This window comes from Streptomyces sp. XH2, assembly GCF_049725035.1.
GTDB lineage: Bacteria > Actinomycetota > Actinomycetes > Streptomycetales > Streptomycetaceae > Streptomyces > Streptomyces roseoverticillatus.
Genome location: NZ_JBMMMZ010000018.1, coordinates 13,440 through 30,752 on the forward strand (window position 1 = coordinate 13,440; position 17,313 = coordinate 30,752).

At 73.0% G+C, this 17,313-nt stretch carries 16 protein-coding genes; 7 read left to right on the forward strand and 9 right to left on the reverse strand.

The window, feature by feature from the left end; genetic code table 11:
* Positions 1–72: 72 nt before the first annotated feature.
* Positions 73–2,679, reverse strand: a complete 2,607-nt coding sequence (locus ACOTKD_RS32715) for an FHA domain-containing protein (RefSeq protein ID WP_424892625.1) — start codon at positions 2,677–2,679, stop codon at positions 73–75.
* A gap of 229 nt (positions 2,680–2,908) precedes the next feature.
* Between ACOTKD_RS32715 and ACOTKD_RS32720 the strand changes: the two genes are divergently transcribed.
* Together ACOTKD_RS32720 and serB are read left to right on the forward strand one after the other, a co-directional pair.
* Positions 2,909–4,558 (forward strand): streptophobe family protein, encoded by a 1,650-nt coding sequence (locus ACOTKD_RS32720; RefSeq protein WP_424892626.1) that lies wholly within the window; start codon positions 2,909–2,911, stop codon positions 4,556–4,558.
* A gap of 93 nt (positions 4,559–4,651) precedes the next feature.
* Positions 4,652–5,884: a phosphoserine phosphatase SerB gene (gene serB / locus ACOTKD_RS32725; protein WP_424892627.1), complete on the forward strand. Its 1,233-nt coding sequence runs from the start codon at positions 4,652–4,654 to the stop codon at positions 5,882–5,884.
* A 210-nt stretch (positions 5,885–6,094) separates the two neighbouring features.
* Here serB and ACOTKD_RS32730 read toward each other — a convergent pair whose 3' ends face one another.
* The 4 genes from ACOTKD_RS32730 to ACOTKD_RS32745 form a co-directional block, all read right to left on the reverse strand.
* Positions 6,095–6,613 carry a SixA phosphatase family protein gene (locus tag ACOTKD_RS32730; RefSeq protein ID WP_424892628.1) on the reverse strand — a complete coding sequence of 173 codons (519 nt, stop codon included), beginning with the start codon at positions 6,611–6,613 and terminating at the stop codon, positions 6,095–6,097.
* A gap of 86 nt (positions 6,614–6,699) precedes the next feature.
* Positions 6,700–6,930, reverse strand: a complete 231-nt coding sequence (locus ACOTKD_RS32735) for a hypothetical protein (protein ID WP_424892629.1) — start codon at positions 6,928–6,930, stop codon at positions 6,700–6,702.
* A 196-nt stretch (positions 6,931–7,126) separates the two neighbouring features.
* Positions 7,127–7,246 carry an SGM_5486 family transporter-associated protein gene (locus ACOTKD_RS32740; protein WP_268829820.1) on the reverse strand — a complete coding sequence of 40 codons (120 nt, stop codon included), beginning with the start codon at positions 7,244–7,246 and terminating at the stop codon, positions 7,127–7,129.
* Positions 7,247–7,329: 83 nt separating this feature from the next.
* The gene (locus ACOTKD_RS32745) at positions 7,330–8,598 is read right to left on the reverse strand and encodes a CynX/NimT family MFS transporter (protein WP_424892630.1); all 1,269 of its coding nucleotides are present in this window, start codon (positions 8,596–8,598) and stop codon (positions 7,330–7,332) included.
* 43 nt (positions 8,599–8,641) lie between these two features.
* Here ACOTKD_RS32745 and ACOTKD_RS32750 point away from each other — a divergent pair, with 43 nt between their 5' ends.
* Complete coding sequence (locus tag ACOTKD_RS32750; RefSeq protein ID WP_424892631.1) at positions 8,642–9,322, forward strand: FadR/GntR family transcriptional regulator; 681 nt, start codon at positions 8,642–8,644, stop codon at positions 9,320–9,322.
* A gap of 32 nt (positions 9,323–9,354) precedes the next feature.
* On the opposite strand, the gene ACOTKD_RS32755 is transcribed toward ACOTKD_RS32750, so the two are convergent.
* The 3 genes from ACOTKD_RS32755 to fabG form a co-directional block, all read right to left on the reverse strand.
* A complete protein-coding gene (locus tag ACOTKD_RS32755) occupies positions 9,355–9,717 on the reverse strand; it encodes a hypothetical protein (RefSeq protein ID WP_424892632.1) in 363 nt (120 codons plus the stop codon).
* A 268-nt stretch (positions 9,718–9,985) separates the two neighbouring features.
* A complete protein-coding gene (gene fabI / locus ACOTKD_RS32760) occupies positions 9,986–10,756 on the reverse strand; it encodes an enoyl-ACP reductase FabI (RefSeq protein ID WP_424892633.1) in 771 nt (256 codons plus the stop codon).
* A 5-nt stretch (positions 10,757–10,761) separates the two neighbouring features.
* Entirely contained in the window at positions 10,762–11,481 is a 720-nt protein-coding gene (gene fabG, locus ACOTKD_RS32765; RefSeq protein ID WP_424892634.1) for a 3-oxoacyl-[acyl-carrier-protein] reductase, read from the reverse strand.
* 296 nt (positions 11,482–11,777) lie between these two features.
* On the opposite strand from fabG, the gene ACOTKD_RS32770 reads away from it, so the two are divergent.
* The 3 genes from ACOTKD_RS32770 (at position 11,778) to tyrS (ending at position 16,204) form a co-directional block, all read left to right on the forward strand.
* Entirely contained in the window at positions 11,778–13,301 is a 1,524-nt protein-coding gene (locus tag ACOTKD_RS32770; RefSeq protein WP_424892635.1) for a TldD/PmbA family protein, read from the forward strand.
* Entirely contained in the window at positions 13,298–14,689 is a 1,392-nt protein-coding gene (locus ACOTKD_RS32775) for a metallopeptidase TldD-related protein (protein WP_424892636.1), read from the forward strand. Before ACOTKD_RS32770 ends, ACOTKD_RS32775 begins: the two co-directional genes overlap by 4 nt.
* Positions 14,690–14,803: 114 nt before the next feature.
* Positions 14,804–16,204, forward strand: a complete 1,401-nt coding sequence (gene tyrS / locus ACOTKD_RS32780) for a tyrosine--tRNA ligase (RefSeq protein ID WP_424892637.1) — start codon at positions 14,804–14,806, stop codon at positions 16,202–16,204.
* A 102-nt stretch (positions 16,205–16,306) separates the two neighbouring features.
* On the opposite strand, the gene ACOTKD_RS32785 is transcribed toward tyrS, so the two are convergent.
* Positions 16,307–16,597, reverse strand: a complete 291-nt coding sequence (locus ACOTKD_RS32785; protein WP_424892638.1) for a GlsB/YeaQ/YmgE family stress response membrane protein — start codon at positions 16,595–16,597, stop codon at positions 16,307–16,309.
* A 229-nt stretch (positions 16,598–16,826) separates the two neighbouring features.
* Between ACOTKD_RS32785 and ACOTKD_RS32790 the strand changes: the two genes are divergently transcribed.
* Complete coding sequence (locus ACOTKD_RS32790) at positions 16,827–17,201, forward strand: DUF3099 domain-containing protein (protein WP_424892735.1); 375 nt, start codon at positions 16,827–16,829, stop codon at positions 17,199–17,201.
* Positions 17,202–17,313: the final 112 nt, after the last annotated feature.

Sequence of the window (17,313 nt, forward strand, 5' to 3'; positions counted from 1 at the left end):
AGCCGACATACGCCGAAGGGCGGCACCCCATGCGGGTGCCGCCCTTCGGCGCGTACGGAACCAGGCGCGCGACTACTTGCGCATGACCTCCGGCTCGTGGCGGCGCAGCAAACGCGCGACTGCGAATCCGCAGGCGACGCCGATGACGATGAGCGCCACGATGTCGATCCCCCACTGGGTGGCGGTGTGCTCCCAGAGCGGGTCGAGCTTCGGCGGCCGGCTCTTGTCGAACGGGGCCATCACGTGCGAGAGGTCCAGCGTGGTGCCGGCACCGGCGATGGCCCAGCGGGCCGGCATCAGCCAGGCGACCTGCTCGACGCCGGGCGAGTCGTAGATCTTGAACAGGATGCCGGTGAAGACGACCTGGACGATCGCGAACATGACCAGCAGCGGCATGGTCTTCTCGGCGGTCTTCACCAGCGCGGAGATGACGAGGCCGATCATCATGCAGGTGAAGCCCAGGGCGATGATCACCAGGCAGAGCTCCAGGGCGGGCGCCGCCTTGAAGACCAGGCCGTGCTCCGGCAGCTTGCGGACCGAGAAGCCGATGGCGCAGATGAGGGCGCCCTGCACCGCGGTGATCAGGCCGAGCACGACCACCTTGGACATCAGGTAGGCGGAGCGGGAGAGGCCGACGGCCCGTTCCCGTTCGTAGATGACCCGTTCCTTGATCAGCTCACGGACGGAGTTGGCGGCTCCGGAGAAGCACATGCCGACCGCGAGGATCAGCATGATCGTGCCGGCGTCCTGGTTGAAGTGGCCCTTGCTCGCGGGGCCGAGGCCGAAGTCGGACGGGATCACGGTGCTCACCCCGCCGAGGACGGCCGGGAGGATCAGCATGAGCGCCATGAAGCCGCGGTCCGAGGCGATGACGGAGGCGTAGCGGCGCATCAGCGTCCACAGCTGGGAGCCCCAGCTCTGGGCCTTGGGCGGGCGCACCATCTGCGGCTGGACGTGCACGGACTGCGGGGCGACGGCGTCGATGTCGGCCGCGTACATCTGGTAGTGCTGCGAGCCGCGCCAGCGGCCCGACCAGTCGTAGTCGCGGTAGTTCTCGAAGGCCGAGAAGACGTCCGCCCAGGTCTCGTAGCCGAAGAAGTTGAGGGCTTCCTCGGGCGGGCCGAAGTAGGCGACGGAGCCGCCGGGGGCCATGACGAGCAGCTTGTCGCAGAGCGCCAGCTCGGCGACGGAGTGCGTGACCACGAGGACGGTGCGGCCGTCGTCCGCGAGGCCGCGGAGCAGCTGCATGACGTCGCGGTCCATGCCCGGGTCGAGGCCGGAGGTGGGCTCGTCCAGGAAGATCAGCGAGGGCTTGGTCAGCAGCTCCAGGGCGACCGAGACGCGCTTGCGCTGGCCGCCGGAGAGGGCGGTGACCTTCTTGTCCTTGTGGACGTCGAGCTTGAGCTCGCGCAGCACCTCGTCGATGCGGGCCTCGCGCTCGGAGGCCGCGGTGTCGCCGGGGAAGCGGAGCTTGGCGGCGTAGCGCAGCGCCTTCCGGACGGTGAGCTCCTTGTGCAGGATGTCGTCCTGCGGGACCAGACCGATGCGCTGGCGCAGCTCGGCGAACTGCTTGTACAGGTTCCGGTTGTCGTAGAGGACGTCGCCCTGGTTGGCGGGCCGGTAGCCGGTGAGCGCCTTGAGGAGGGTGGACTTGCCGGAGCCCGAGGGGCCGATGACGGCGATGAGGGACTTCTCCGGGACGCCGAAGGAGACGTCCTTGAGGATCTGCTTGCCGCCGTCGACGGTGACGGTGAGGTGGCGCGCGGAGAAGGAGACGTCGCCGGTGTCGACGAACTCCTCCAGGCGGTCGCCGACCAGGCGGAAGGTGGAGTGACCGACACCGACGATGTCGTTGGGGCCGATGATCTGCTGGCGGACCGGCTGACCGTTGACGTAGGTGCCGTTGTGGCTGCCGAGGTCGACGATCTCGAAGCGGCCGTCGCCGGTGGAGCGGAACTCGGCGTGGTGCCGGGAGACCTGGAGGTCGGAGACGACCAGCTCGTTCTCCAGGGCACGACCGATGCGCATCGTGCCGCGGCCGACGGCCATCTGGTGGAAGCTCGTCGGGCTGCGGTCGCCGTAGACGGGCGGGGCGCCGCCCTGCGAGGGCGCGCCGCCGTGCGACGGGGGCTGGTGGCCGCCGGGGCCCGGCTGCTGGGGGACGTAGGCCTGCTGGGGCTGCTGCTGCCAGCCGCCGTGCTGCGGCTGCTGGGGCTGCTGGTACTGCCCCGGCTGCTGCCAGGCACCGGGCTGCTGGTGCTGCGGCGGCTGGTGCGGCGCCTGCTGCGGCGGGGCCTGGTGCTGCAGCGGCGCGGCCATGGCCGTCTGTGCGCTGTAGAGGTCCGCGGCGGGGGCTCCGACCCCGGCGCCGGCGGCACCCGCGGTCAGGCTCAGCCGCGGGCCGTCCGTCGCGTTGCCCAGGTGCACCGTCGAGCCGGGGCCGATCTCCGTGTGGTGGATCCGCTGGCCCTGCACGTACGTGCCGTTGGTGCTGCCGTGGTCCTCGATGACCCAACTGCGGCCCTCCCACCGTACGGTGGCGTGCCGCCACGAGACGCGCGCGTCCTGCAGCACCATGTCACCCTGCGGATCCCGCCCGAGGGTGTAGGACCTGGACGGATCGAGCGTCCAGGTCTGTCCATTCAATTCCAGTACGAGTTCCGGCACTCCATGCCCCACTACTTGTCCCCCGATGAGCCCCCTGCAAGGGGAGTCTAGGGATGGCGAACATCGGGAGGAACTATTTCAGGCACAGTCCCCGGACCGAAAGTCGGGGATTGCCGCGACCGTGTAACAGGCGCCGTTGACGCCGCCGAAACACACCCTGAGAGTGGTTACCGCCATGGATGCGTACGGATCATGCACATCCGGGCAATAGCCAGGTTGCAGACCGGCACGGGGGGCCGTGATGACCATGGACGGGGGCGGGCGCGGGGTGCGTCCGGCGGAGCTGCTGCTGACGTCGATCGCGGCTGTGAGCTGGTCTTTTCTGGCCATGGCCGGGATCGCCGCGCTGGGATTGCACCTGCTGGGCGCGGATGCCGCGGGCGCGCTCGGGCCGATGACGGCGGCGGCCGTCGTACTGGCCGTAGGCGGATCCCTCATGCCTTCGGGCGATATTGAAGCATTCGGGCTGAAGGGCGCCGGGGCGCACACCGCGATCGATATCGCGCCACTGGGAGTGAGCCTCGCCGGGGCCCTCCTGCTGGCAACGATCTTTACGCGATCGTTGCGCCGGGCCGGTGCCACGATCGGCGCCGGGGAGCTCGCCGTACGGGCCGCCTCGGTGGTCGTGCTGTTCCTCTTCCTGCTCGCCGGCCTCGCCTGGGCCGGGGAGGACTCGATCACCTTCGACGGGAGCGGCCTGGGCCTCGGGGGCGACGGGGGCGGGGGCGGCCCCAAGCTGGAGATCCCGGGAATCGGCGACGTCGGGGACATCGCGGGCGGGCTGCCGGACCGGCTCACCGGCCTGGCGAACGCCAAGGCGGCCGTCGGCTTCAGCGTCCGGACCGGGCCCTCGCTGCTCGGCGCCGCGGTCTGGGTGCTGGGCGTGCTGCTGATCGCGGTGCTGGGCGCGCGGCGCGCGCCGCTCCCCCGCGGCTGGCAGGTGCTCCACCGCGGCGTGCGGCCCGCCGTCTCGGCGCTCTGCGCGGTGCTGGTCCTCGCGGTGGCGGCGGGCCTGGCCGCCGCGGCGTACGCGGCCGCCGGGGACGACGCGCCGAAGCGCGTCCTCGGGGCGGCGCTGCTCGGGGCGCCGAACGGGGTGTTCCTCGCGGTGCCGCTGGGGCTGTTCGTCTCCTGGCGCGGCACGGCCAGCGGCGCGCTCACCAAGGTGCTGCCCTCGCCGCTGGACGAGCTGCTCAGCGCGAGGGCCGACGAGCCGGTCACGCTGGGCCGGCTGGCGGAGCTCGACGCGCTGGTGTGGCTGCTGGCCGTGGCCTGCGCGCTGATGATGCTGTGCGTCGGGGTGCTCACCGCGGTCCGCACGCCGCGGGACGGCCTGGGGGTGACGGCGTTCGCCGCGCGCTGCGCCGTGGCCCTGGGGGTGGCGACCGCCGTGGCCCTGCCGCTGCTGGTGCTGGCGACCCGCGTGAAGGCCGACGCGAGCCTGTCGGTGCTGGGCTTCGACGTGTTCGGGGCGGGCCTGGAGCTGTCCGGCAACGCCCCGATGGCGCTGGCCCTGGGAGCCGCGTGGGGCGCCGCCGCCGGGGCCGTGGGCGGCGTGCTGGCGTGCGCGACGGGCACGGCGGGGCGGCGGGCGGTGGTCCACGGGCCGGGAACGGCCGCGGCGGCCCGTCCCGTCACGGCGGGCGCGGCTCACCCGGGGCTCGCGGGGCCTCCGGGCCCGTACCGCCCCTCGCCGGGACGGCCCGCCCGGGACGACACCAACCCGTACAAGCGCCCCCTGCTGCCCGACGAGCGCTCCACCGCGCCGACGCAGACGGGCCGGCCGCTGCCGCCGCCCCGGCGGCCCCGGGGCAGCGGATACCGCTACGGCGCGCCGCCGCCCGAGGAACCTCCGCCTCCGCCGCCCGGGCCGCCGCAGTGGCGGCGTTGACCGCGGTTCACGCGGAGTAGGCCGTGTCTTCGCCGTCCGCTCCCCGGGACACCTGTACGTATCCGCCGCGGGGCCCGATACGGTAAGAGGACCATGAGTGCATCGCAGACCTCGCCTGCCACCCCCGTCCCCGGCGACGACGAGCCGACCCTGCTCGTCAAGATCTTCGGGAAGGACCGGCCGGGCATCACCGCCGGGCTCTTCGACACGCTCGCCGCGTACGCCGTCGACGTCGTCGACATCGAGCAGGTCGTCACGCGGGGCCGGATAACTCTGTGCGCGCTGGTCACGGCGCCGGAGGGCGGCGGACACGCCGAGGGCGAACTGCGGGCCACGGTGCACAGCTGGGCCGAGTCGGTGCGGATGCAGGCGGAGATCATCTCGGGCCGGGGCGACAACCGTCCGCGCGGCACCGGCCGTTCCCACGTCACGGTGCTGGGGCACCCCCTCACCGCCGAGTCGACGGCGGCCATCGCGGCGCGGATCACCGGTACGGGCGGCAACATCGACCGCATCTTCCGGCTCGCCAAGTACCCCGTGACCGCCGTGGAATTCGCGGTGTCCGGCACGGAGACCGAGACGCTGCGCACCGCGCTCGCGCTGGAGGCGCACGAGCGCGGCGTGGACGTGGCGGTCGTCGCGGCGGGGCTGCAGCGCCGGGCGCAGCGCCTGGTCGTGATGGACGTGGACTCCACGCTGATCCAGGACGAGGTCATCGAGCTGTTCGCGGCGCACGCGGGCTGCGAGGCCGAGGTCGCGGAGGTGACCGCGCGGGCGATGCGCGGCGAGCTGGACTTCGAGGAGTCGCTGCACGCCCGGGTGGCACTGCTGGCGGGTCTGGACGAGTCCGTGGTGGACAAGGTGCGGGCGGAGGTGCGGCTGACGCCGGGCGCCCGGACGCTGATCCGCACCCTCAAGCGGCTCGGCTACCAGGTGGGCGTGGTCTCGGGCGGCTTCACACAGGTGACCGACGACCTGCAGGAGCGGCTCGGGCTGGACTTCGCCTCGGCGAACACCCTGGAGGTCGCCGACGGCAAGCTGACCGGACGGGTCACCGGGGAGATCGTGGACCGGGCGGGCAAGGCCCGGCTGCTGCGGCGGTTCGCCGCCGAGGCGGGGGTGCCGCTCGCGCAGACCGTGGCCATCGGCGACGGCGCGAACGACCTGGACATGCTCAACGCCGCGGGGCTGGGCGTGGCCTTCAACGCCAAGCCGGTGGTCCGGCAGGCCGCGCACACGGCGGTGAACGTCCCGTTCCTGGACACGGTGCTCTATCTGCTGGGCGTCACGCGCGAAGAGGTCGAGGCGGCCCGCACGCACGAGTGACCGGCCCGGCGTGCGGGTGCCGGTGGCTGCGCATTCCGCCGGACCCTCGCCGTCGGGGTGCCTCGCCGTTGCGGCGGGCACTTGTGCTCTGCCCGCAACGGGCGGGGTCCGTGGGAGAAAGGCCCGCCGCAGCGGCGGCAAGCCCCCACCGCGGGGGTCCGGCGGAATAGCGCACCGGTATCGCCGGGCACCCCGGCCGGCGCGCCGCCGTCAGGCGTGGGGCGTCCAGAAGGCCACCAGCCGGCCGACGCCGTGCTCGACGGCCTTCCACGAGCCGGTGAAGGCCAGCACCGCGACGGCTGCGGTCGGGAAGCCGGAGCGGTTCATCCGGGCCAGCAGATCGCCGTCGGCCTCGCCCGCGAGGGCGTCGGCCAGGGCGTGCATGCCGGGGTTGTGCCCGATCAGGACGAGGTCCTGGACCTCGTCGGAGACCTCGTTGAGCAGGGCGATCAGCTCGCCGAGCGAGGCCTCGTACATCCGCTCCTCGTAGACCGTCCGGGGACGCTCGGGCAGCTCGGGGACGGCGAGCTTCCACGTCTCGCGGGTGCGGGCGGAGGTGGAGCACAGGGCCAGGTCGGGGGTGATGCCGGAACCGGCGAGCCAGCGGCCTGCGACCGGGGCGTCCTTGCGGCCGCGGTCGGCGAGGGGGCGTTCGTGGTCGTCGCCGTCGGACCATTCGGCTTTGGCGTGCCGGAGGATGACGATCCTGCGGGTCGGTTCGGAGCTCATGCCGTCCAGCTTCGCACGAAACCCACGGCGAGGCGCGGGGTGTTGGGGGCCTTGCACCCGAAGCGGCGCAAGCGCCCCGCGGGCCGTCACGCGGCGAGCTCGCCCAGCGCGAGCTGGACGAACGCGACCGCGCGGGCGACGGCGCCCGTGCCGGCGGCGTCCGCTCCGGGGTCCGCCGAGGCGGGCGAGGCCAGGAGGGCGAAGAAGGCGGTGAAGGCCGCGACGGCGAGCGCGAGGGCCCACCACGGCAGGCCCGCCTGCACCGTGCTGGTGGTCCGGGCCTTCGTACCGGCGGACCCTTTCGTACCGGCGGGCATGGGATCGCCTCCGAGCGCTCTGTGCACCGCCGCGTCGCGGTGTACTACGAAGCTACGGAGAACGGGGGGCCGCTCCCATCCGGTGGACCACCCACTTGTCCCTGACCCAGGCCCCCTAGGGGACGGGGGGTTAGCCCCACCCCCGCATGGAGGCGAACCGCCGGGGCGGGGACCAGGAGGCCGGGGAAGCCGGGGATCAGGGGGAGAACACCGTCGCGATGACCGAGATGACCACGGTGATGCCGAGCATCGCGCCGAGGATCGTCAGCAGGGCCTTCTGGCCGTTCTTGGGGTTCGGGTCGAGCACAGGCTGCATGCGCACCAGTGTCCCACCCCGCGCGCCCGCGGCCGCGGCCGGGGCGGGACGGGGCCGGGACGAGGCGGGACGGGCACGCGTCGTCAGAGCTCGTCCTCGACGGTGCGGGCGCGCCCGGCCAGCACCCCCGCCACGACCTGAGGAACCATCAGTGCGGCCATGAGGGCGAGCGGCACGTCCCAGCCGCCGGTGCGCTCGTTGAGCCAGCCCACGAGCAGCGGTCCGGGGATGGAGATCAGATAGCCGGTGCTCTGGGCGAACGCCGACAGCCGCACCACGCCCCCGCCGGTGCGGGCGCGCATGCCGATCAGCGTCAGGGCGAGCGTGAAGGCGCTGTTGGACACGCCGAGCAGCACGGCCCAGAGCCAGGCGCCGGCGGCCGGGGCCAGCCACAGGCCCGCGTAGCCGGCCAGCCCGAAGCAGGCCAGGGCGACGACCAGGACGCCCTGGTGGGGCAGGCGGGCGGCGAGGCGCGGCAGCACGAAGGCGAGGGGGATGCCCGTCAGCATCGTGACGGCGCTCAGGACGCCCGCGGTGGAGGCGGACACCCCGGCGTCGCGGAAGATCGCCGGCATCCAGCCCATGACGATGTAGGCACCGGTGGCCTGGATGCCGAAGAAGATGCCGAGCGCCCAGGCGGTCGGGCTGCGCGTGATGCGGGTGCGGGGGCCGTCCTGGGCTGCGGCCGCAGGGGCGGCGGCGCTGTCCGTACGGCCGCGGCGGGCGGTCACCAGCCACAGCAGTGCGGCCGCGGCGGCGAGCAGGCCCCACGAGCCGAGGCCGAGCTGCCAGCTGTGGCCCATCGCGTCGGCGAGCGGCACGGTGACGGCGGAGGCACCCGCGGCGCCCGCGGCGATGGCCATGGAGTACACGCCGGTCATCGGGCCGACGCGGTCGGGGAACCAGCGCCTGACGACCAGCGGCATCAGGACGTTGCTGACGGCGATGCCGGCGAGCGCGAGGACGCTCAGGGCGAGGAAGCCGGGGACGCCGCCCGCATACGGCCGCAGGGCGAGGCCGGCGGCTATCACCGCCATGCCGGCGCAGACGACGGCCGTGGGACCGAAGCGGCGGGCCAGCCGGGGTGCGGCGAGGCCGAAGACGGCGAAGCAGAACGCGGGCACGGACGTCAGCAGGCCGGCCACGGCCCCGCTCATGCCGAGGTCGGCCCGGACCTCCTTCAGCAGCGCGCCGAGGCTCGTGACGGCGGGGCGGAGGTTGAGCGCGGCGAGGACGAGGCCCGCGACGAGGAGCGGGACGCCGCGGGCCCGGCCGACTGGACCGGCCTGGCCGGCCGAGGTGGGCGCGGAGGTGCCGGCTGCTCTGAGGTCTTCGTCTGCCGTGGATGCCATGACGGCATCATAGATAGAATCATGGGATGAATGGAGGCTGTCGATGCCACTGAATTCCCCCAGGCGCTCCCGGCTCGTCGACCAGGTCATCGCCGGGCTGCGGGGCCAGATCACGTCCGGTGAGTGGCCCGTGGGCTCGCGCATCCCCACCGAGCCCGAGCTGGTCGAACAGCTCGGCGTGGCCCGCAACACCGTGCGCGAGGCGGTGCGCGCCCTCGCCCACAACGGCCTGCTGGACATCCGGCAGGGCTCCGGCACGTACGTCGCCGCGACCAGCGAGCTGGCCGGAGTGATGAACCGCCGCTTCGCCGACGCCGACCCGCGGCACGTGGCGGAGCTGCGCAGCGCCCTGGAGGCCTCGGCCGCCCGGCTCGCCGCACGCCGCCGCACCGAGCAGGACCTGGTGCAGCTGGCCGCGCTGCTGGAGCGGCGCGAGGAGGCGTGGCGCTCGGGCGACGCGGAGCGGTTCGTGGAGGCGGACGCCACGCTGCACGCCGCCGTCGTCTCCGCCGCGCACAACGAGGTGATCTCCGAGGTGTACGCGGACCTCGGCGGGGTGATGCGCGAGTTCCTGCGGGCGGACGTGGGGACGGCGCTGCGGCCCGAGGGGCTCGTGGATCACGGGCGGCTGGTCGCGGCCATCGAGGAGGGGGACGAGGAGACGGCGGGGGCGGAGGCGAGCGCCTATCCGTTCGGCTGCCGGGGCGTCGCCGGCGCCTGCTGAGCCGCGGCCCGTGCGGCGTTCGGCGCGCGGGCTCACGCGGCGCGGTGGGTCACCCAGGCGTGGCGTATGCCGAGCCAGCAGCGCTGCGTGAGGGAGACGTGTTCGGCGGGGCCGACGGCGGCGCGGGCGGTGTCCATGTCCGGGTCCCACCAGCGCACGCACTCGACGTGCAGCTGGACGTGGTCGGTGGTCGCGTTGCCGTTGAAGCAGTGGGCGGTGGCGTGGGAGCCGTGGACGCGGGTGCGACACTCGGCGTGCCGGGGCCCGGCCGGGGCGGCGGCCGGTTCCGGGGCGGCCGGTGGCGCGGGGGCCGCCGGGGAGGCGGGGGCCGTGGAGCCGGCCAGGGCCGCGGCGGCGAACAGCAGGGCCGCGGTGCGGCGGAACGGGGACCTCATGCGCGTACCTCCTCCCGCCCTTCAGTGTGCGGGGGCGGGCTCCGGCGCACGAGCCGGAAAAGCCCGGTGCCCGTTCCGGAGCAACGGAACGGGCACCGGGCGCGCGCGTCGGGGGCGGATGGCCCATCATGGGGCCGCCCCCGCGCCCGTAGGGGCGCGGGGGCGGCATCAGTCTGCGGCTCCGCCGCGTGGGCGCGGCCGGCCACGGACGATCCGCAGCCGGACGACCGCACATCCGGCGAAGCGTTCAGGCAGCCTCGCGGAGCGCCTACGCGCCCATCATGTGGACGCCGCCGTCCACGTGGACGATCTCACCCGTCGTGCGCGGGAAGAAGTCCGACAGCAGGCCGACGACGCCGCGGCCGGCCGGCTCCGGGTCGGTCAGGTCCCAGCCGATGGGGGCGCGGTGGTTCCACACGTCCGCGAGCTCCTCGAAGCCCGGGATGGACTTGGCGGCCATCGACTTGAGAGGGCCGGCGGAGACCAGGTTGCAGCGGATGCCCTTGGGGCCGAGGTCACGGGCCAGGTAGCGGTTGGTCGACTCCAGGGCGGCCTTGGCCACGCCCATCCAGTCGTACTTCGGCCAGGCGATCTGCGCGTCGAAGGTCAGGCCCACGACCGAGCCGCCCTCGCGCATCAGCGGGAGCAGGGCCATGGTCAGCGACTTGTAGGAGTACGCCGAGACCTGGACGGCCGTGGAGACGTCCTCCCAGGTGCCCTCCAAGAAGTTGAAGGCGCCCTGGGGGCCGAAGGCGATGGAGTGCACGACGCCGTCGAGGGGCACGTCGTCGCCGAGGTGCTCGCGGACCTTGTCGGCCAGCCCGTCCAGGTGCTCCTGGTTGGTGACGTCCAGCTCGATGACCGGCGCCGGCTTGGGCAGCCGCTTGGCGATGCGCTCGACCAGGGAGAGCCGGCCGAAGCCGGTCAGGATGACCTCGGCGCCCTCGTTCTGGGCGACCTTCGCGGCCTGGAAGGCGATCGACGACTCGGTGAGGACGCCGGTGACCAGGATGCGCTTGCCTGCGAGGATTCCACTCATGTCGTTCAGTGACCCATGCCCAATCCGCCGTCGACAGGAATGACGGCTCCAGTGATGTATGCGGCCTCGTCGGAGGCGAGGAAGCGGACCGAGGCGGCGATCTCCTCGGGCTGCGCGTAGCGCGCGAGCGGAACCTGCTTGGTGATGCCCTCGCGCTGCTCGTCGGTGAGCACGCGGGTCATGTCGGTGTCGACGAAGCCGGGGGCGACGACGTTACAGGTGACGTTGCGGGAGCCCAGCTCACGGGCGATCGAGCGGGCGAAGCCGACCAGACCGGCCTTGGAGGCGGCGTAGTTGGCCTGGCCCGCGGAGCCGAGCAGGCCCACCACGGAGGAGATCAGCACGATGCGGCCCCTGCGGGCGCGCAGCATGCCCTTCGAAGCCCGCTTGACGACCCGGAAGGTGCCGGTGAGGTTGGTGTCCAGGACGGAGGTGAAGTCCTCGTCGGACATCCGCAGCAGCAGCTGGTCGCGGGTGACGCCGGCGTTGGCCACCAGCACCTCGACCGCGCCCTGCTTCTCCTCGATCTCCTTGTAGGCCTGCTCGACCTGCTCGGAGTCGGTGATGTCGCACTTGACGGGGAGGCACCCCAGGTCCAGGAGGGCGGCCGGCGGCTCACCCGAGCGGTAGGTGAAGGCGACCTTGTCGCCCGCCTCCGCGAAGGCGCGGGCGATGGCGAGGCCGATGCCCCGGTTTCCTCCGGTGACCAGAACCGAGCGGCTCAAAGGACCACCCTTCCTTCACGTGTAGCTGCCATTAGCTGCCATTGGTCGTCTGTACCGTACGAAAACTATCGGGCCGGGGCGCACGGCGCGCAGCCCGCCCCTAACAGGAGCGCATGGCGGACCCTGTGGGGTCCCTACAGAAAACGGAGCCGGGCCGAGCGGCACGGCCCGTGGGGAGCACTTCCCGGAGTGCGCTCCGGTCCGCCCCTGAACTGCGCAGAAGGCCGCCCCCGGGCGTGGTGCGGCGTGATTCACTGCGTCTTCGGGAGACACCGCACGCCTAGGGGAGGCCATCCGTGCCACATGAAATCGACGAGTCGTTCCTCGCACTGCCGCTGCGGCAACTCGCCGACGCGGCCCTCGCGCGCGCCCGCGCCCTGGGGGCCGACCACGCGGACTTCCGCCTGGAGCGGGTGCGCAGCGCGTCCTGGCGGCTGAGGGACGCCCGGCCGGCGGGCACCTCGGACACCACCGACCTGGGGTACGCGGTGCGGGTGGTGCACGGCGGGAGCTGGGGCTTCGCGGCGGGCGTCGAGCTGACGATGGACGCGGCGGCGCGGGTGGCCGGGCAGGCCGTCGCGATGGCGAGGCTGTCGGCGAAGGTGATCGCGGCAGCCGGCTCCGACGAGAGGGTGGAGCTGGCGGCGGAGCCGGTGCACGCCGAGCGGACGTGGGTGTCGTCCTACGAGGTCAACCCCTTCGACGTGCCGGACGCCGAGAAGGGCGCGCTGCTCGCGGACTGGAGCGCGCGGCTGCTGGCGGCGGAGGGGGTGGCGCACGCGGACGCCTCCCTGCTGACCGTCCAGGAGAACAAGTTCTACGCGGACTCGGCGGGCACGACCACCACCCAGCAGCGCGTGCGGCTGCACCCGCAGCTGACGGCGGTCGCGGTCGACCCGGTCACCGGCGGCTTCGACGCGATGCGCACCCTCGCGCCCCCGGCCGGCCGCGGCTGGGAGTACGTGACGGGCACCGGCTGGGACTGGGACGCGGAGCTGGCGGAGATCCCGGAGCTGCTCGCGGAGAAGATGCGCGCGCCGAGCGTCGAGGCCGGCTCGTACGACCTGGTGGTCGACCCCTCCAACCTGTGGCTGACCATCCACGAGTCGGTCGGCCACGCCACCGAGCTGGACCGCGCGCTGGGCTACGAGGCGGCCTACGCGGGCACCTCCTTCGCGACCTTCGACCAGCTGGGCAAGCTGAAGTACGGCTCGGAGCTCATGAACGTGACGGGCGACCGGACCGCGGAGCACGGCCTCGCGACCATCGGCTACGACGACGAGGGCGTGGAGGCCCAGTCCTGGGACCTCGTCAAGGACGGCGTCCTGGTGGGCTACCAGCTGGACCGGCGGATCGCGAAGCTCACCGGCTTCGACCGGTCCAACGGCTGCGCCTTCGCCGACTCCCCCTCCAACGTCCCGGTGCAGCGGATGGCCAACGTCTCGCTGCGGCCGGCGGCGGACGGGCCCTCGACGGAGGAGCTGATCTCCGGCGTGGAGCGCGGCGTCTACGTGGTCGGCGACCGCTCCTGGTCGATCGACATGCAGCGGTACAACTTCCAATTCACGCAGCAGCGGGCGTACGCGATCCGGAACGGAAAGCTGGCGGGTCAGCTGCGCGACGTGGCCTACCAGGCCACGACCACCGACTTCTGGGGTTCGATGAAGGCCGTCGGCGGTCCGCAGACGTACGTGCTGGGCGGCGCGTTCAACTGCGGCAAGGCGCAGCCGGGCCAGGTCGCGGCCGTCTCCCACGGCTGCCCCTCGGCCCTCTTCGAGAACGTCAACATCTTGAACACCACTGAGGAGGCCGGTCAGTGAGCCGTCGTAACCAGCCGCACGAGATCGTCGAGCGCGCTCTGGAGCTGTCCCGCGCCGACGGCTGCATGGTGATCGCCAGCGAGCGCTCCACGGCCAACCTCCGCTGGGCGCGCAACGCCCTGACGACCAACGGCGTCACCCGCGGCCGTACGGTCACGGTGATCGCCACCGTCGACGGCGCGGAGGGCACCGCCTCGGGCGTCGTGTCGCGCTCGGCCGTGACGGCCGGAGAGCTGGAGCCGCTGGTGCGGGCCGCCGAGGCCGCCGCGCGCGAGGCCGGCCCGGCCGAGGACGCCCAGCCGCTGGTGACGGGCGTGCCGCACTCCCCCGACTTCACCGCCGCGCCCGCCGAGACGTCCTCCGCCGTCTTCGACGGCTTCGCGCCCGCGCTCGGCGAGTCCTTCGCCGGGGCGCGCGCCGCGGGCCGCGAGCTGTACGGCTTCGCCTTCCACGAGGTCTCCTCGTCCTACTTGGGCACGTCCGCCGGGCTGCGGCTGCGCCACGACCAGCCGACCGGCACCCTGGAGCTCAACGCCAAGTCGCCGGACGGCGTGCGCTCGGCGTGGGCGGGCCGGTCCACGCGGGACTTCACGGACGTGGACCCGCAGGCGCTGGACGCCGAGCTGGCGCGGCGCCTCGCGTGGGCCGAGCGGAAGATCGAGCTGCCGGCCGGGCGGTACGAGACGCTGCTGCCTCCGACGGCCGTGGCGGACCTGCTCGTCTACCAGATGTGGTCGGCCGCGGCGCGCGACGCCGCCGAGGGCCGGACAGTGTTCTCGAAGGCCGGCGGCGGCACCCGGGTCGGGGAGAAGCTGTCCCCGCTGCCGCTGACGCTGCGCAGCGACCCGCGGGCGCCGGGTCTGGAGTGCGCGCCGTTCGTGCTCACGGCCTCCTCGGGGGACGACGCGTCGGTCTTCGACAACGGGCTGCCGCTGGAGCGGGTGGACTGGATCCGTGACGGGGTGCTGGAGCACCTGGTCACCACGCGGCACAGTGCCGGGCTCACGGACCTGCCGGTCACCCCGGGCGTGGACAACCTGATCCTGGACGCGGGCGGCACGCGCTCGATGGAGGAGATGGTCGCGGCCACCGAGCGCGGTCTGCTGCTGACGTCGCTGTGGTACATCCGCGAGGTCGACCCGGCGTCGCTGCTGCTGACGGGGCTGACCCGGGACGGCGTCTATCTCGTGGAGAACGGCGAGGTCGTCGGCGAGGTCAACAACTTCCGCTTCAACGAGTCCCCGGTGTCGCTGCTGTCGCGGGCCACCGAGGCGGGCCGCACCGAGCCGACGCTGCCGCGCGAGTGGGGCGACTACTTCACCCGGGCCGCGGCGCCCGCGCTGCGCGTGCCGGACTTCAACATGAGCTCGGTGAGCCGGGGGGTCTGACAGACCCGTCCGGCAGCCGGGGCGACGGCGAGGGGGTGCGACAGCGTGGGCGCGGCACCGGGCCGAATAGACTGGTCCGCGTCCACCTGTCCCCTTCTCGACCCCAGGAATGTCATGACACGCCTCGGCGAATCCGTCGCCCGCGCCGGCGAGCTCCTCGCGCAGGACCTCTCCTCCGACCAGACCGTCCAGCGGCTGCTGCAGGAGACGGGCTCGCGGCGCTATCTCGATCTGACGGATCTGTCGCCGAAGGAGCAGGCCGAGCTGATCGCCGCCCGCACCGTCGAGGTGCTGCCGGGCGTGGACAAGCTGGCCGAGCGGATCGAGAAGCGGCGCGCGGAGGGCAAGGGCCTGAAGCTCAAGCTGGGCATCGACCCGACGGCGGCCGACGTCCACCTGGGCCACGCCGTGCCGGTGATCATCCTCAGCCGCTTCCAGCGCATGGGCCACGACGTCACCCTCCTCATCGGCGACTTCACGGCCAAGATCGGCGACCCGACGGGCCGCACGGCCGAGCGCCCGCCGCTGACGGACGAGGACATCGCGAAGAACCTCGCGGGCTACCGCGAGCAGGTGCGCCCGTTCTTCGACTTCGAGAAGGTCACGTTCGTCCAGAACAGCGCCTGGCTGGCGCCGTACACCTTCCCGGAGCTGCTCGGGCTGCTGTCGCAGGTGCCGGTCTCGCAGCTGCTGCAGCGCGAGGACTTCCGCAGCCGCCTGGCGGCGGGTTCGGGCCTGTCGATGTCGGAGCTGCTGTACCCGATCGCCCAGGGCCTGGACTCGGTCGCGCTCGACTGCGACGTGGAGCTGGGCGGCGCCGACCAGCTGCTGAACCTGCAGATGGGCCGCAAGCTCATGGAGCTGAAGGGCCGGACGCCGCAGCTCGTCGTCACCATGCCGCTGATCGAGGGCACGGACGGCACGGGCGCGAAGATGTCCAAGTCCAAGGGCAACTACGTGGGCCTGACCGCGCCCGCCGACGACGTCTTCGGCAAGATCATGTCGGTGCCGGACCGGCTGATGGAGCCGTACCTGAAGGCGTGGACCGAGTGGACGGACGAGGAGATCACCCTCGCGCTGTCCCGGGTCGAGGAGCGCTCGCTGCACCCGATGGACCTCAAGAAGATCCTCGCGGGTGAGGTCGTGGCCGCGCTGTACGGGATCGAGGCGGCGATGGCGGCCCGGGCCGGGTTCGTCGCGCAGTTCTCGAAGAAGAGCTTCTCCGACGTGGAGACGCCCGTGGTGGAGCTCGCCGAGCACGGCGCCTCGCCGGCGACGGCGGTGCTCAGCCAGGTCCTGGGCTTCCAGCCGTCCGCCTCGGCGGCCCGCCGGGTGGCCAAGCAGAACGGTCTGCGGCTCGTGGTCGAGACGGACGGCGGCCAGGAGGCCGTGGTGCTGGCCGAGGCCGACGCGATCCGCCCGCTGGGCGAGGTCGTGACGGAGACGGTCGCGAAGGTCGCCGGGGCCGGGAAGGTCTACCTCAAGGCCGGCCGGAAGATCGCCGAGCTGCGGTAGGGGATCCGCCGCTCTCCGGCCCGGGGCGGTCCGTGCGCGTGACGCGTGCGGGCCGCCCCGGCGCCGTTACGGCGCGCGGTTCCCCACCGGTGTCCCCCGCCGTCACGCCGCGTGTCTGCCGCCGCTCCTGTTGCCGCCGCGGACCGCGACCCACAGCCGGTCGCCGATGCCGACGACGAGGACGGCGCCGGCCAGCTGCAGCAGGTGCCGGCCCCAGTCGATGCCCTTGGTCTCGTTGATGCCGAGCCCCGTGGCCGCCCAGTTGCCGAGCAGGCTGCCGATCATGCCCAGGATGATCGTCAGCCACAGGGGAACCTGCTGTTTGCCCGGCAGGATGGCCTTGGCGATCAGGCCCAGGACAAGTCCGACGATGATGGCCCACAACCAGCTCATGTCGCCTCCTCAGCGGCGCGATGTGCCGTGCCCCGCCATTCTGGGGCCGTCGTCCGTACGGCGCACGCCGGAGCGGTCCGTCCGCCGCCGTAAGGGCCCGGCCTACGCGGCCGCAGGTGGGAACGGGGACGCCGCGGGACCCGCTCTCGTACCCGGTGGCCACGCGGCGTAACGTGGAGGGTGTCCCGGCGAGGGCGTGCGGGCGCGGCGGATCAGGTGGTGGAACGTGATGCGGAAGCAGGGCGGAGCGGCGGTCTTCAGGATCACCGGGGCCCGTCAGGGCCTGGCCGAGGACGTGCGCGGCCGCCAGCGCCGCTACGTCATCTCGATGGCGATCCGCACCCTGTCGGTGGTGCTCACCGTGGTGCTGTGGAACGTCGAGCGCTTTGTGGCGATCGGCACGCTGATCCTGGGGGCCGCGCTGCCGTACGTGGCGGTCGTGATCGCCAACGCGGGGCGGGAGAACGCCCCTTCGCTGCCCGGCACGTTCGTACCGGCCCCGACACGGCCGGTGCTGATGCCGGGTCCCGGCGGGGAGATGGCGGAATCCGTCCCGGAAGCCGGCCGTGGCTCCGAGGGCGATCAAGGGCGTGACCACGGCTGATACGCCGTGGGGGCGCGGCGGGCGAGGGCGCGCGCCGCAAAGCTCAAGAAAACCTCAGATCAATCATGTGGTTTCAGTGCCGCACGCCGGGCACCCCGTGACATACTTCCTA